This window comes from Paractinoplanes lichenicola, from assembly GCF_016785085.1.
GTDB lineage: Bacteria > Actinomycetota > Actinomycetes > Mycobacteriales > Micromonosporaceae > Actinoplanes > Actinoplanes lichenicola.
Genome location: NZ_JAENHO010000015.1, coordinates 41,146 through 54,820, shown reverse-complemented (window position 1 = coordinate 54,820; position 13,675 = coordinate 41,146). Strand labels below are relative to the sequence as shown.

Sequence of the window (13,675 nt, the reverse complement as noted above, 5' to 3'; positions counted from 1 at the left end):
GCGGCCCTAGCGTGACTGACATGGTCCGCTGGATGGCCTCGGCGCTCTATCTCGCCGTGCTCGCGACCGGTCTCTATTTCGCGGCCGCCGGGTTGGCCCCGGACCGGCCGGCGGCCGCGCTCGCCGTGTTCGTGACCGGGCTGGCCGGGCTGCTGGCGATCGAGTGGATCCCCGAGGGCGGCCGGCGGCGGGCGGTCGTGCTGCTCGCGGCGCGGGTCGTCCTGCTCGTCGCGGTCGTGGCGGCCGACCCGGGGAGCTTCGCCCGCGCGCTGTTCGTCCTGGTGCCGTTCTTCGCCTACTTCTCGCTCGGCCGCCGCGTCGCGATCGGGCTGGCGGCGGCGTGCCTGCTGGCCGCGACGACCCAGGCGGCGCTGTCGCCGGGCTGGCCGGCCGACGCCGAGGTGGTCTCGGACCTGCTGATGTTCTTCGTCGGGCTGGTGCTCACCCTGGCCACGGCGGCGGTCGCGGACGGTCAGCGGCGGGCCCGGACGCAGCTCGAGCTGGCCCACCGGCAGGTCGCCGAGCTGAGCGCGGCGGCCGAGCGCAACCGGCTGGCCCGCGACATCCACGACAGCGTCGGGCATCACCTGACCGCGGTCAGCGTGCAGTTGGAGAAGGCCGAGGCGTTCCGGAGCCGGGATGCCGCCGTGGCCGATCGGGCCGTGGCCGACGCCCGCGCCTCGGCGACCCGCGCCCTGCAGGAGGTCCGCGAATCGGTCGGCGCTCTCCGGGTCGAGCCGTTCTCGCTGGTGGCGGCCGTCGCCGCGCTGGCCGACGGGCTCGACGACGCCGGCTTCCGAGTGGCCGTGGAGGCGACCGGCAGCGAGACCGGGCACGCGCGGGCGGGGCTGGAGGCGCTGTATCGGGTGGTGCAGGAGGCGCTGACCAACGCCCGCCGGCATGCGGGGGCCGACGTGGTGCGGGTCGCGGTGCGGTTCGGCGATCCGGGGCCGGCGAGCGTGGAGGTGGCCGACAACGGCCGGGGATTCGCCGTCGAGTCGGCCGTCGAGGGCGGGCTGCGGGGCATGCGGGAACGCCTGGCCGCGCTCGGGGGCGTGGTGCGGATCGAGTCGGCGCCGGGCCGGGGCACGCGGGTGACGGCGAGCGTGGGCTCATGACCACCGTACGGGTTCTGGTCGTCGACGATCAGGCCCTGATCCGCGAGGGGATCGCGTCGCTGCTCGGGCTGGAGGACGGCATCGTCGTCGTGGGCACCGCGGCCGACGGGCGGGCCGCCGTCGAGCTGGCCGCCGAGACGACCCCGGACGTGGTGCTCATGGACGTGCGGATGCCGGTGCTGGACGGCGTACGGGCGGCCGAGATCCTGCGGGAGCGGCTGCCCTCGTGCCGGGTGCTGATGCTCACCACGTTCGACGACGAGGAGTACGTGCTGAGCGCCCTGCGGGCCGGCGCCCTCGGCTATCTGCTCAAGAACCTGCCCGCGCGCGAGCTGGCCCAGGCCGTACGGCTGGCTCATGCGGGGGTGGGGCAGCATGACGCGTCGGTGCTGCGGCGGCTGGCCTCGGCGCTCGACCGTCCTTCACCCACGGCTGCGCGGCCCGACCTCACCGACCGGGAGCTCGAGGTGCTGAGCCGGATCGCCCGCGGCGCGACCAATCGCGAGATCGCGGCGCAGCTCTTCGTCAGCGAGGGCACCGTCAAGAATCACGTGTCGCACATCCTGAGCCGGCTCGGGCTGCGCGATCGCACCCAGGCCGCGCTCTACGCCCGCGAGAACGGGCTGCTCTGAGAGGGGACGCCCGGTGAGCGCCCCCTCCGCGAGCGTCAGGCCTTGGGGATGTCGAAGAGCTTGGCCACGTTGGCCGCCAGACCCAGGTCACCCTTCGCCTTGATCTTGCCGGTCATGAACAGCATCATCGGGTTGCCGTCGCCCGAGACGACCTTGAGGAACGTCACCGCGTCCATGGTCATGGCGAGCTTCGGGTCCCGTACGGGCTGGTTGGTGACCGTGCAGGCACCGTTCTCGATCACCGTCTCGTACGTGTCGCTCCCGCCGCCGGCGCTACCGGTGATGATCCAGTGGATGACCGCGCTGGTGCTGCCCGCCTTCTCGGGGCGGAACAGGGTGGGCATGCGGTTGAAGACCTCGTCGAGGATCTTGGCGCGCGAGTCGCCGGCCATCACCTCGGCCAGCTTCGAGTCCGGCGTCGCCTTGACCAGCTGCGCGAACTCCTTCGGGCCGATCGAGGAGAGAGCGTCCGGGTTGAAATCAGTCATCGGTGGACCTTTCGGGATGAGCTCAATACCTACTCGCCAGTAACCCTAGCGACAATGCCGCTTCTCCGTGCAGTGTGCCACTCCCAAATAAGTGTTGGACAGTAGGCCCGCCGAGCCCATAGACTCCCCAACATGTCTTTGGGAGAAGAGGGCGCCACGCTCCGGGCCATGGCGCATCCGATCCGGCTCCAGATCATGGCGCTGCTCACCGGCGCCTCGATGACCGCGGCCGAGGTGGCCCGCGAGCTCGACCTCACCCACGCCAACGCCAGCTATCACCTGCGCAGCCTGCTCTCCGGCGGCCTGATCGTGCTGGCCGGCGAGGAGAAAATTCGCGGCGGCGTTGCCAAGCGTTACCGCTACGACGCCGCCCGGGACCGTCCGCCGCAGTCCCCCGAGGAGAAGGGCTCCCTCTACGCGGCGCTCGGCCACGAGCTCATCCGGCGCTCGGCCCTCGGCCGCTGGTCGGCGGCCGACGGGCCGCCGGCGCCGGGCCTGCTGGGCGACGGCGAGTTCTGGATCGACCCGAAGACGTGGCGTGAGCTGCACAGCACGATCGCCACGGCCCTGCGCGATCTGCACGAGGCGGCCCGGCCCGCGCACACCCCCGGCACCATCCGCACCAGCACGACCGTCGCGATGTTCGAGATGGAGTCCCCCGATGAGCGATAACCTCGCGCCACTGCGGCACAGACCCTTCCGCTTCCTCCTGGCCGGCCGCACGATCAACGCGCTCGGCAACTCCTTCGCTCCGCTCGCGCTCGCCTTCGCCGTCCTCGACCTGACCGGTTCGGCCACCGACCTCGGCCTGGTGGTCGGGGCCCGCACGCTGGTCAACGTCGCGTTCCTGCTCTTCGGTGGCGTGCTCGCCGACCGCATGCCGAAGCACGTGCTCATGGTGAGCGCCAGCCTGGCCGCCGCGGCGACCCAGGGTGTGGTGGCCGTCCTCGTGCTGACCGGCTCGGCGACGATCCCGCTGCTCATCGTGCTCGGCGCGATCAACGGCATGGTGGGCGCGCTCGCGCTCCCGGCCAGCTCGTCCATCCTGCCGCAGACCGTGCCGGCCGACATTCGCCAGCAGGCCAACGCGATGAACCGGCTCGGCCTCAACTCCGCCGCCATCCTCGGGGCCCCGCTGGCCGGCGTGGTCGTCGCCGCCACCAACCCGGGGTGGGGCATCGCGGTCGACGCCGCGACGTTCGCCCTGTCCGCGCTGCTCTTCCTGCCGCTGCGGTCGATCACGGTGGCCCGGCCGGCCGCGCCGGTCGAGCCCCCGGTGCCGGCCGAGGGTGTCCCGGCGGTCGAGCCGGCCCGGCCCAACGTCTTCGCCGACCTGCGTACGGGATGGTCGGAGTTCCGCTCCCGCACCTGGCTCTGGGTCGTCGTGGCGGGCGCCGCGCTGGGCAACGCCGTCTGGAGCGGCGGCCTCTATGTGCTCGGCCCGGTCGTCGCCGACGAGACCATCGGGCGCCGGGCCTGGGGTGTGGTGCTGGCCGCGCAGACCGCCGGCATGATCATCGGCGCGCTGATCGCGATGCGGCTGCGGCTCAAGCGGATGCTGCTGGTCGGCTGCGTGTGCCTGTTCGGCATGGCCGTGCCGCTTCTTCTGCTCGGCGCCTACCCGCACTTCTGGGCGCTGGCGGCCGGCGCGGCGATCGCCGGGCTCACGCTCGAGCAGTTCGGCGTCGCCTGGGAGACGACGATGCAGGAGCACATCCCGCAGGACAAGCTGGCCCGCGTCTACTCGTACGACATGGTCGGCTCGTTCGTCGCCATGCCGATCGGCGAGCTCGCGGCGGGCCCGATCGCGCACGTCTTCGGCGTACGGCCGACGCTCGTGGGCGCCGGGGTGCTGATGGCCGTCTCGGTTGTCGTCATGTTGCTCAGCCGTGACGTGCGCACCCTGCCGCACAAGCTGCCGGAGCCCGAAACCGGTGCCGTGAAAGAATCGGTCGCGTGACCATCCCGAACGTCCTCGCCGCTCGCTACGCCTCGAACGACCTGGTGACCCTGTGGTCGCCCGAGGAAAAGATCCGCATGGAGCGCCGCCTCTGGCTGGCCGTGCTCAAGGCCCAGCGCGACCTCGGCGTGGCCGTGCCCGAGGGCGCCGTCGAGGCCTACGAGTCGGTGCTCGACCAGGTCGACCTCGAGTCGATCGCGGCTCGCGAGCGGGTCACCCGCCACGACGTCAAGGCCCGCATCGAGGAGTTCAGCGCGCTCGCCGGCTTCGAGCAGATCCACAAGGGAATGACATCGCGCGACCTGACCGAGAATGTCGAGCAGCTGCAGGTCAAGGCGTCGCTCGAGCTGATCCGGGCGCGGGTGATCGCCGCGCTGGCCCGGCTCACCGAGCGCGCCGTCGAATACTCCGACCTGGTGCTGACCGGTCGCTCGCACAACGTCGCGGCCCAGGCCACCACGCTCGGCAAGCGGTTCGCCTCGGCCGCGGAGGAACTGCTCATCGCGTACGAGCGGCTCGACGACCTGATCGCGCGCTATCCGCTGCGCGGCATCAAGGGCCCGGTCGGCACCGCCGCCGACCAGCTCGACCTGCTCGACGGCGACTTCGAGGCGCTGGCCACGCTCGAGCAGCGGGTCGCCGGCCACCTCGGCTTCGAGCGGGTGCTGAGCAGCGTCGGCCAGGTCTATCCGCGCTCGCTCGACTTCGACGTCGTCTCGGCGCTGGCCCAGATCGTCGCCGGCCCGTCGTCGCTGGCCACCACGATCCGCCTGATGGTCGGGCAGGAGCTGGTGACCGAGGGCTTCAAGCCGGGCCAGGTCGGCTCGTCGGCGATGCCGCACAAGATGAACACGCGCTCGTCCGAGCGGGTCAACGGCCTGGCCGTGATCGTCCGCGGTTACCTGTCGATGGTCGGCGAGCTGGCCGGCGACCAGTGGAACGAGGGTGACGTCTCGTGCTCGGTCGTGCGCCGGGTCGCACTGCCCGACGCGTTCTTCGCCACCGACGGGCTCTTCCAGACGTTTCTCACGGTGCTCGACGAGTTCGGCGCCTACCCCGCGGTGATCGCCCGCGAGCTCGACCGGTTCCTGCCGTTCCTCGCCACGACCAAGATCCTGGTGGCCGCCGTACGCAAGGGGGTCGGCCGCGAGGTCGCGCATGAGGTGATCAAGGAGCACGCCGTCGCCGTCGCGCTCGCGATGCGGGAAAAGGGCGCCGCGGTCAACGACCTGTTCGACCGGCTCGCCACCGACGGCCGGCTCAAGCTGAGCCGCGCCGAGATCGACACCCTGGTGGCCGACCGGGCCGCGTTCGTGGGCGCCGCGCCGTCGCAGGTCCGCTCGGTCGCCGACCGGGTCGCGACGATCGTGGCCGCGCACCCCGAGGCCGCGAAATACGCGCCCGCACCCATCCTCTAGGCACGTGCCGCTGGGGCACGGCGGAGACAACTGTCACGCCGCGCCCCGGCGGAGCTCGTGCCGTGCGGCGGCGGGGCGGCCGCCGCACGGTCTCGATGGAGATCGATGAGCCGACGCTATGTGCCCACCCCGGGCCCGCCTAGAACCCAGTTCGCCCCTATCACGATGTGATGACCCGCCGTTGCTCGTGCCGGTGTCCGAGATCACCGGGGAGTTGGCTGCTCAGCACCCTCCCCGCGTCGCGTGCGCGACACCGGCCGCGAATCGGTTAGCGTGGCCCGCAAGGTAGGCTCGACGTGCTTACACCTATCAGTCAGGAGTGCCCGTGGCTCGCGTCGTGGTCGACGTCATGCTCAAGCCGGAGATCCTCGATCCGCAGGGCCAGGCGGTCGCGAATGCGCTGCCCAGGCTCGGCGTCACCGATGTCTCGTCCGTCCGCATCGGCCGGCGGATCGAGATCGAGTTCGCGGGCGCGCCCGATCTCGACCGGGCTCGTGAGATCGCTGACAAGCTGCTCGCCAACCCGGTGATCGAAGACTTCACCATCCACGTCCACGAGGACGCTTCGGCGGAGGTCGTCTGAGCATGCGCATCGGTGTGGTCACCTTCCCGGGTTCGCTGGACGACGGGGACGCGGCCCGCGCCGCGCGCATCGCCGGCGCCGACGTCGTCCGTCTCTGGCACGGCGATCCCGACCTGCACGGCGTCGACGCCGTGGTGCTCCCCGGCGGCTTCTCCTACGGCGATGCCCTGCGCTGCGGCGCGATCGCCCGGTTCGCCCCGGTGATGGAGACGATCGTCGACGCGGCCCGCGGCGGGCTGCCGGTGCTCGGCATCTGCAACGGCTTCCAGATCCTCTGCGAGGCGCACCTGCTTCCCGGCGCGCTCACCCGCAACCAGCATCTGCACTTCCGCAACCGCGACCAGTTCCTTCGCGTCGAGTCCACCGACACCGCGTGGACCAACAACTTCACGGGCGGTCAGGAGATCCTGATCCCGGTGAAGAACGGCGAGGGCTGCTTCGTCGCCGACGAGCGCACGCTCGACCAGCTCGAGGCCGAGGGCCGCGTGGTCGCGCGCTATATCCGCGGAAACCCGAACGGTTCGCAGCGCGACATCGCCGCGATCACCAACGAGGCCGGCAACGTCGTCGGCATCATGCCGCATCCGGAACACGCGGTGGAGCAGCTGACCGGCCCGTCGCTCGACGGCCTCGGCTTCTTCACCTCCGTCCTGCGGGCCCTGGCCGGGTCGACCGCGGGGGCACAAGCAGGGGGACACCAGTAATGACGACGCAGCCGGACACGTCCGCCGCGCCGAAGCAGACGGGCTTTGCCGCGACCGATGTGCTGGTCAACGAGTTCGACGGCGGCCCCGACACTGTGCAGCGCGCCAGCGGCACCCCCGAGGAGCTGCAGCCGCACACCGAGCTCGGCCTCAAGGACGACGAGTACGACCGGATCCGTCAGATCCTCGGCCGCCGCCCCACCGCCTCCGAGCTGGCGATGTATTCGATCATGTGGAGCGAGCACTGCTCCTACAAGTCGAGCAAGGTGCACCTGCGGCAGTTCGGTGACAAGGCGCCGCAGGGCACCCGCATGCTGGCCGGCATCGGCGAGAACGCGGGCGTCGTGCAGATCTCCGACGACCTGGCGGTCACCTTCAAGGTCGAGTCGCACAACCACCCGAGCTTCGTCGAGCCCTATCAGGGCGCGGCCACCGGCGTCGGCGGCATCGTGCGCGACATCCTGGCCATGGGCGCCCGCCCGATCGCGGTGATGGACCCGCTGCGCTTCGGCGCGGCCGACCACCCCGACACCGCCCGGGTGCTGCCCGGCGTGGTCGCCGGCATCGGTGGCTACGGCAACTGCCTGGGCCTGCCCAACATCGGCGGCGAGATCGTCTTCGACCCGACCTACCAGGGCAACCCGCTGGTCAACGCGCTGAGCATCGGCGTGCTGCCGGTCGAGCGCCTCCAGCACAAGGAGGCGGCCGGCGTCGGCAACGTCGTCGTGCTGCTCGGCGCGCGTACGGGTCGCGACGGCATCGGCGGCGTCTCCGTGCTGGCGTCGGCCACCTTCGACGAGGGCGCCGAGCAGCGCCGCCCGTCGGTGCAGGTCGGCGACCCGTTCATGGAGAAGCTGCTGATCGAGAGCTGCCTCGAGCTCTACGACGCCGGCCTCGTCGCCGGCATCCAGGACCTCGGCGGCGCCGGCCTGACCTGCGCGCTCACCGAGACCGCGGCCGCGGCCGGCACCGGCATGCGGGTCTGGCTCGAGCGGGTGCCGCTGCGTGAGGCGTCCATGTCGCCCACCGAGATCCTGGCCAGCGAGTCGCAGGAGCGCATGCTCCTGATCGTCACGCCGGAGAATCTCGAGCGCGTGCTGGCCGTCGCCGAGAAGTGGGGCGTCTGGGCCACCGCGATCGGCGAGGTCACCCCGGCCGGCGACGACGGCTCGCCCGGCCGCCTGGTGATCACCTGGAACGACCACGTCGTGGTGGACGTGCCCCCGGGCTCGCTCGCCGACGACGGCCCGGTCTACGCCCGGCCGATCCGGGAGCCGGCCGACTTGATACTGCTTCAGGCCGACAAGGCCGAGACGTTGCCCCGCCCGTCGACCGGTGACGAGCTGCGCGAGACGGTGCTGCGCATGATCGCCTCGCCGAACCTGTGCGACAAGTCGTGGGTGACCGAGCAGTACGACCGCTACGTGCTCGGCAACACCGTGCTGGCCCAGCCGGAAGACTCGGGTGTGCTGCGCATCGACGAGAACACCGGCCTCGGCGTGGCGCTGTCGGTCGACGGCAACGGCCGCTTCGCCCGCCTCGACCCGTACGAGGGGGCCAAGCTCGCGCTGGCCGAGGCGTATCGGAACGTCGGGGTCACCGGGGCCGAGCCGGTCGCCGTGACCGACTGCCTCAACTTCGGCTCCCCCGAGGACCCGGCCGTGATGTGGCAGTTCGCCGAGGCCGTGCGCGGCCTGGCCGACGGCTGCCAGCAGCTGGGCACCCCGGTGACCGGTGGCAACGTCAGCTTCTACAACCAGACCGGCGCCGCCGCGATCCACCCCACCCCGGTGGTCGGCGTGCTGGGCGTCTTCGACGACGTCGCCCGGCGCATCCCGATGGGCTTCCCGGCCGCCACCGGCGAGGGTGACCTGATCTTCCTGCTCGGCGAGACCTCCTGCGAGCTCTCCGGCTCCGAGTGGGCCTGGGTCACCCACGGCCACCTGGGCGGGCGCCCGCCGAAGGTCGACCTCGAGGCCGAGCGCCGACTGGCCATGCTGATGGCCCGCGCGTCGCAGTCCGGTCATGTCAGCGCCGCGCACGACCTCTCCGACGGCGGCCTCGCGCAGGCCCTGGTCGAGAGCTGCCTGCGCCGCAACGTGGGGGCCAAGGTCGCGCTGCCCGACGACGGGCAGTCCGCGTTCGTCCACCTGTTCAGCGAGTCGGCCGGCCGCGCGCTGGTCGCGGTGCCGCGCGGGCACGACAAGGCGTTCGTGGCCCTCGCCGCGGAGTACGGCGTGCCCTGCGCCGCGCTCGGCGCCACCTCGGCCGAGGCGGTGCTCGACGTGCGCGACCAGTTCACCCTGCCGCTCGACGAGGCCCGCACGGCCTACGAGGCGACCCTGCCGGCGCTGTTCGGCGGCGTGGCCGAGCTGGCCAACCGGCACGGCGACCCGGAGCACGCGGCCGACCCGACGGCGCCCGCCAGCCCCGACCGCGGTGACGAGGTGCTGGTCGCCGCGGCGTCCGGCGCGGCGATGGAGTCGGCGGCCCCGGTCGAGGCGGACGGCATCCCCGCCGCCTCCGTGGCCGAGGTCAAGGAGCCGTCCCCGAACGGCGACGCCCCGACCGCCTGACCCCCGGTAAGCAAAAGAGCCGGCCAGCGTTTCCGCTGGCCGGCTCTTTCATGTCTGCTCAGTAGTCGTGGTTGCCCCGTCGCGGGCCGGGCGTGTCCTGCCGCGGCTGCCCGCCGTACGTGCCACCGCCACGCCGCGGCTGCTGCTGGTCGTCGTAGCCACCCTGGTCGCCCTGGTAGCCGCCCTGCTGGTCGTAGCCGCCGTCATAGCCGCCGCGCTGGTCGCCCTGATAGCCGCCGTCGTCGTAGCCGCCGTACTGCTGGCCGCCACCACCCTGCTGACCGCCGCCGTACTGCTGACCGCCACCGCCCTGCTGGCCGCCGCCGTAAGCACCGCCGCCCTGGGGGCCGTAGCCGTTGTTGTCGAGGCCGTCGCCGGGGGCACCCCACTGTCCGTAGCCGCCCTGGTCGGCTTGTTCCTGTCCGTAACCGCCGGACTGGTAGCCGCCGCCCTGGTCGTAGCCGCCCTGCGACCCGCCGTACTGCTGAGTGCCGTACTGCTGGCCCTGGTCGTACCCGCCGTAGCCGCCGTCGTCGGCGCCGCCCTCGGGACGGTACATGCCGGTGGCCTCGCTGTACGCGCCGTAACCGCCACCCTGCCCGCCCTGCGGAGCGTAACCGTCGTTGTTGTCCTGGGGCCGGCCGTACTGAGTGGACTCGCCGTACTGCTGGCCGCCCCCGTACTGCTGCGTGCCGCCGCCGTATTGCTGCGTGCCCCCGCCGTACTGCTGGGTCCCGCCCCCGCCGTACTGCTGGCTGTTGCCCTGGTCGTTCCACCCACCGGCCGCGGCGCCGGCGAAACCGCCGCCCTGCGGCATCGGAGCGCCGTACGGGTCGGGGAACTCGTCCTCGGCGGGCACCGGGCGCTGCAGCACCGTCGGCGCGTCGGCCATCGACGGCGCACCCGACCGCGGGGCGATCATGGTCGCGTCGTTGGCCCGGCCACCACCGACCGGCGCCCCCACCCGGGTGGCGTCGTTGAAGCCGCCCCGGCTAGGCGGGACGACCCCACCGGCGCCGGCGAGGATGCTCGGGTCGTCGTCGTCACCCTTGTCGCTGTTGCGGCGGCGCAGCACCACCAGCACGATCGCGCCGATGCCGGCCGCGACGAGCAGGACGCCGATGATGATGAAGAGCATCGAGCCGCCCTCATCCTCGGCGGCGGCCTGGTTGGTCGCGGGGTCGGTGGTCGCGACCGTGTCGGGGGTCGCTTCCTCGCTCACGTCGCTGGTCGGCACGGAGCTGGCGGTCGCGGTCGGCGCGGTCGTCGGCGGCGTGGTGGCCACCGCCTTCGCCTTCAGCGTCAGCGCGACGACCACACTCTGGCCGGCCTGGGCCTGCCGCTGCACCGTGGCGTCCTCGAAGCCGTCCTTGCCGGCGCCGATCGAGATCGTGCCGGGCGCGATCGGGTTGTTGTCGGAGGAGCGGAACGAATACTGACCGGAGCCGTCCGACGTGGTCTGGAACTTGCGGCTGGTGCTGTCCTGCATGCCGACCAGCGCGCCCGCGACGGCCTTGCCGTCCTGGTCCTTGATCCGGCCGGAGATCTGCCGGACGGCCTCGGGCCGGTCCGGGCCGATGATCGTGATCTGCTGGCTCGCCCGGTTCTGCTCGTTGTTGATCGAGGCGCTGATCGTCACCGTGACCCGCCGGGTCTCGCCGGCGTTGATGTTCGGCGCGGTCAGCTGGACGGAGAAGTCACGTCCGTCGTTGCCGACCTCGGAGACGCGCTGGCAGTCGCCGTTGCAGCTCATGCCGCCGCCGTTGACCTGAATGACCGCGGAGGCGCGCCGGCCACCGTTGTCATTGGTGTCGGCGACGCGGAACTTCATCTCGACGCTGGCCCCGGCCTGGACCTCGGTCTGAAGGTCGGTGATCTGCACGTCCGGCGGGCTGGCGAACGCCAGCGTGGGCGCGGCGAACACGACGCCCACGACCACCGCCAGTAACGCACCGGCCTGGGCCGCCCGGGTCCGTAGGTGCGTTCTCACCTTCCACCGCCTTCCGGTCGCACGGTTGCCCGGCTCCCTCTTCAGTGCCGGTTACATCCCGCGACTAAAAACACCGTCGGCCACTATGCCTTGTCACACGTCCATCGCGCGACCCAGGGCCGCGTACCAATCTCGCTGAAGCGAGTCGTATCGTCCCGACGTGTCCCCTGCGCACAATAAATCCGAGTCCGTGAAGCAAGCGTTGGACGCGCTGGATCGAGGCGTCGAACCCGAGAGATCAGTGCTGCGTGACGCTGTGCGAGCGCTGCTGGCGGAGCTGTCCCGGAAGGCGCCCGGCCGATCGGTGGAGGTCCGGATTCCGCCTTTCGGTGCGATTCAGTGTGTTCCTGGTCCCAGGCACACCCGCGGCACACCGCCCAATGTGGTCGAAGCGGACCCGCTCACCTGGGTGCTCGTCGCCACGGAGCGTGTGAGCTGGGCCGATGCGCTGAGTGACGGTCGCCTCCGGGCGAGCGGCATCCGCACCGACCTGACCGAATACCTTCCGCTCACCGGGGAGGAGCCGGGCAAGTAGGCCGGCCGCCCGCTGGTCGAGCCCGAGCCGCCACCCGCCGGCTCGCGTACACTGGTCGGTCGGAGCGGTCCAGCACGTTACACAGCAGATCAGCATGAGGGAGCAACAGTGCCCCGAGGCGACGGCCGGTTGACCGACGATCTCGACCCCCAGGAGCGTGGCCCCCAGGATGCCTGCGGCGTCTTCGGCGTCTGGGCCCCCCAGGAAGAGGTCGCCAAACTCACCTACTTCGGGCTCTTCGCTCTGCAGCACCGTGGCCAGGAGGCCGCCGGTATTGCGGTGAGTGACGGTTCGGGCGTGGTGGTCTACAAGGATCTCGGCCTCGTGTCGCAGGTCTTCGACGAGCCCACCCTGGCCAGCCTGCAGGGCCACCTCGCGATCGGCCACACGCGCTACTCCACCACCGGCGGCTCGAACTGGGAGAACGCCCAGCCGACGATCCGGGCCACCACAGCCGGCACGACGATCGCCCTGGCCCACAACGGCAACCTGGTCAACACGGCCGAGCTGGCCCGTCAGGTCGCCGAGCGCGGCCTCGAGGCCGACAGTGCCACCTCCGACACCTCGCTGGTCACCACGCTGCTGGCCAGCCGCCCCGACCTGTCGGTCGAGGCCGCCGCGCTCGAGGTGCTGCCGACGCTGCGGGGCGCGTTCAGCTTCGTCTTCATGGACGAGAGCACCCTCTACGCCGCCCGCGACCCCCAGGGCGTACGGCCGCTGGTGCTCGGCCGCATGGAGCGGGGCTGGGTGGTCGCCAGCGAGACCGCCGCCCTCGACATCGTCGGTGCCAGCTTCGTCCGCGAGGTCGAGCCGGGCGAGATGCTGGCGGTCGACGAGCACGGCCTGCGGTCCACCCGGTTCGCCGCGCCCGAGCCCAAGGGCTGCCTCTTCGAGTACGTCTACCTGGCCCGCCCCGACACGACGATCGCCGGCCGCAACATGTATTCGGCCCGCGTCGAGATCGGCCGCGTGCTGGCCCGTGAGCACCCCGTCGAGGCCGACCTGGTCATCCCGGTCCCCGAGTCGGGCACCCCGGCCGCGATCGGCTACGCCGAGGAATCCGGCATCACCTTCAGCGCCGGCCTGACCAAGAACGCGTACGTCGGCCGCACCTTCATCCAGCCGTCGCAGACGATCCGGCAGCTCGGCATCCGGCTCAAGCTCAACCCGCTGCGCGAGGTCGTGCGGGGCAAGCGCCTGGTCGTGGTGGACGACTCGATCGTCCGCGGCAACACCCAGCGGGCCCTGGTGCGCATGCTGCGCGAGGCCGGGGCGCTCGAGGTGCACGTGCGCATCTCGTCGCCGCCGGTCAAGTGGCCCTGCTTCTACGGCATCGACTTCGCCACCCGGGCCGAGCTGCTGGCCAACGGGCTCGACAACGAGGGCATCCGCCGCTCGATCGGAGCCGACTCCCTGGGTTATGTTTCCCTGGACGGTCTCGTCTCGGCGACCGAGCAGCCGAAGACCCGCCTGTGCATGGCGTGCTTCGACGGGCACTATCCGATCGAGCTGCCGGCCGGCAACCTGATCGGCAAGCACCTGCTCGAGGGGGTCGGCAAGCGCGCCTCCATGCCGTCGGCGTCCGACGAGGCGGCGACCGCAGCGGTGGCCGAGCTCGAGACCGAGTACGACGTGCGCGAGCTGGCCGGCCAGGGCGGCGGCGCGTGATCT

At 71.8% G+C, this 13,675-nt stretch carries 12 protein-coding genes; 10 read left to right on the top strand and 2 right to left on the bottom strand.

Features of this window, described 5'->3' with window-relative positions:
• Positions 1-20 precede the first annotated feature (20 nt).
• Both JKJ07_RS41035 and JKJ07_RS41030 read left to right on the top strand, forming a co-directional pair.
• Positions 21-1,118 (top strand): sensor histidine kinase, encoded by a 1,098-nt coding sequence (locus JKJ07_RS41035; RefSeq protein ID WP_202997425.1) that lies wholly within the window; start codon positions 21-23, stop codon positions 1,116-1,118.
• The gene (locus tag JKJ07_RS41030; RefSeq protein ID WP_202997424.1) at positions 1,115-1,750 is read left to right on the top strand and encodes a response regulator; all 636 of its coding nucleotides are present in this window, start codon (positions 1,115-1,117) and stop codon (positions 1,748-1,750) included. Before JKJ07_RS41035 ends, JKJ07_RS41030 begins: the two co-directional genes overlap by 4 nt.
• Before the next feature lie 35 nt (positions 1,751-1,785).
• On the opposite strand, the gene JKJ07_RS41025 is transcribed toward JKJ07_RS41030, so the two are convergent.
• Positions 1,786-2,238 (bottom strand): SCP2 sterol-binding domain-containing protein, encoded by a 453-nt coding sequence (locus JKJ07_RS41025; protein ID WP_202997423.1) that lies wholly within the window; start codon positions 2,236-2,238, stop codon positions 1,786-1,788.
• A 132-nt stretch (positions 2,239-2,370) separates the two neighbouring features.
• Between JKJ07_RS41025 and JKJ07_RS41020 the strand changes: the two genes are divergently transcribed.
• The 6 genes from JKJ07_RS41020 (at position 2,371) to purL (ending at position 9,479) form a co-directional block, all read left to right on the top strand.
• The gene (locus JKJ07_RS41020; RefSeq protein WP_236030770.1) at positions 2,371-2,910 is read left to right on the top strand and encodes an ArsR/SmtB family transcription factor; all 540 of its coding nucleotides are present in this window, start codon (positions 2,371-2,373) and stop codon (positions 2,908-2,910) included.
• Entirely contained in the window at positions 2,900-4,198 is a 1,299-nt protein-coding gene (locus JKJ07_RS41015; protein ID WP_202997422.1) for an MFS transporter, read from the top strand. Before JKJ07_RS41020 ends, JKJ07_RS41015 begins: the two co-directional genes overlap by 11 nt.
• Entirely contained in the window at positions 4,195-5,616 is a 1,422-nt protein-coding gene (gene purB, locus JKJ07_RS41010; protein WP_202997421.1) for an adenylosuccinate lyase, read from the top strand. The genes JKJ07_RS41015 and purB overlap by 4 nt, the downstream gene beginning before the upstream one ends.
• Positions 5,617-5,941: 325 nt before the next feature.
• A complete protein-coding gene (gene purS / locus JKJ07_RS41005; protein ID WP_202997420.1) occupies positions 5,942-6,199 on the top strand; it encodes a phosphoribosylformylglycinamidine synthase subunit PurS in 258 nt (85 codons plus the stop codon).
• Complete coding sequence (purQ, locus tag JKJ07_RS41000) at positions 6,196-6,903, top strand: phosphoribosylformylglycinamidine synthase subunit PurQ (protein ID WP_202997538.1); 708 nt, start codon at positions 6,196-6,198, stop codon at positions 6,901-6,903. Before purS ends, purQ begins: the two co-directional genes overlap by 4 nt.
• Positions 6,903-9,479, top strand: coding sequence for a phosphoribosylformylglycinamidine synthase subunit PurL (gene purL / locus JKJ07_RS40995; protein ID WP_236030769.1), 2,577 nt, complete (start codon positions 6,903-6,905; stop codon positions 9,477-9,479). Before purQ ends, purL begins: the two co-directional genes overlap by 1 nt.
• Before the next feature lie 58 nt (positions 9,480-9,537).
• Here the strand turns inward: purL and JKJ07_RS40990 are convergent, their stop codons facing one another.
• Positions 9,538-11,469 carry a carboxypeptidase-like regulatory domain-containing protein gene (locus JKJ07_RS40990; protein ID WP_202997419.1) on the bottom strand — a complete coding sequence of 644 codons (1,932 nt, stop codon included), beginning with the start codon at positions 11,467-11,469 and terminating at the stop codon, positions 9,538-9,540.
• A 160-nt stretch (positions 11,470-11,629) separates the two neighbouring features.
• Here JKJ07_RS40990 and JKJ07_RS40985 point away from each other — a divergent pair, with 160 nt between their 5' ends.
• Together JKJ07_RS40985 and purF are read left to right on the top strand one after the other, a co-directional pair.
• The gene (locus JKJ07_RS40985) at positions 11,630-12,004 is read left to right on the top strand and encodes a sterol carrier family protein (RefSeq protein ID WP_307834671.1); all 375 of its coding nucleotides are present in this window, start codon (positions 11,630-11,632) and stop codon (positions 12,002-12,004) included.
• A gap of 108 nt (positions 12,005-12,112) precedes the next feature.
• A complete protein-coding gene (purF, locus tag JKJ07_RS40980; RefSeq protein ID WP_202997418.1) occupies positions 12,113-13,672 on the top strand; it encodes an amidophosphoribosyltransferase in 1,560 nt (519 codons plus the stop codon).
• The last annotated feature ends 3 nt before the right edge of the window (positions 13,673-13,675 follow it).

Coding starts and splice junctions, on each gene's coding strand:
- JKJ07_RS41020 (WP_236030770.1), top strand. CDS start 2,371: ATGTCTTTGGGAGAAGAGGGCGCCACGCTCCGGGCCATGGCGCATCCG.
- JKJ07_RS41025 (WP_202997423.1), bottom strand. CDS start 2,238: ATGACTGATTTCAACCCGGACGCTCTCTCCTCGATCGGCCCGAAGGAG.
- JKJ07_RS41015 (WP_202997422.1), top strand. CDS start 2,900: ATGAGCGATAACCTCGCGCCACTGCGGCACAGACCCTTCCGCTTCCTC.
- purL (WP_236030769.1), top strand. CDS start 6,903: ATGACGACGCAGCCGGACACGTCCGCCGCGCCGAAGCAGACGGGCTTT.
- JKJ07_RS41030 (WP_202997424.1), top strand. CDS start 1,115: ATGACCACCGTACGGGTTCTGGTCGTCGACGATCAGGCCCTGATCCGC.
- JKJ07_RS41035 (WP_202997425.1), top strand. CDS start 21: ATGGTCCGCTGGATGGCCTCGGCGCTCTATCTCGCCGTGCTCGCGACC.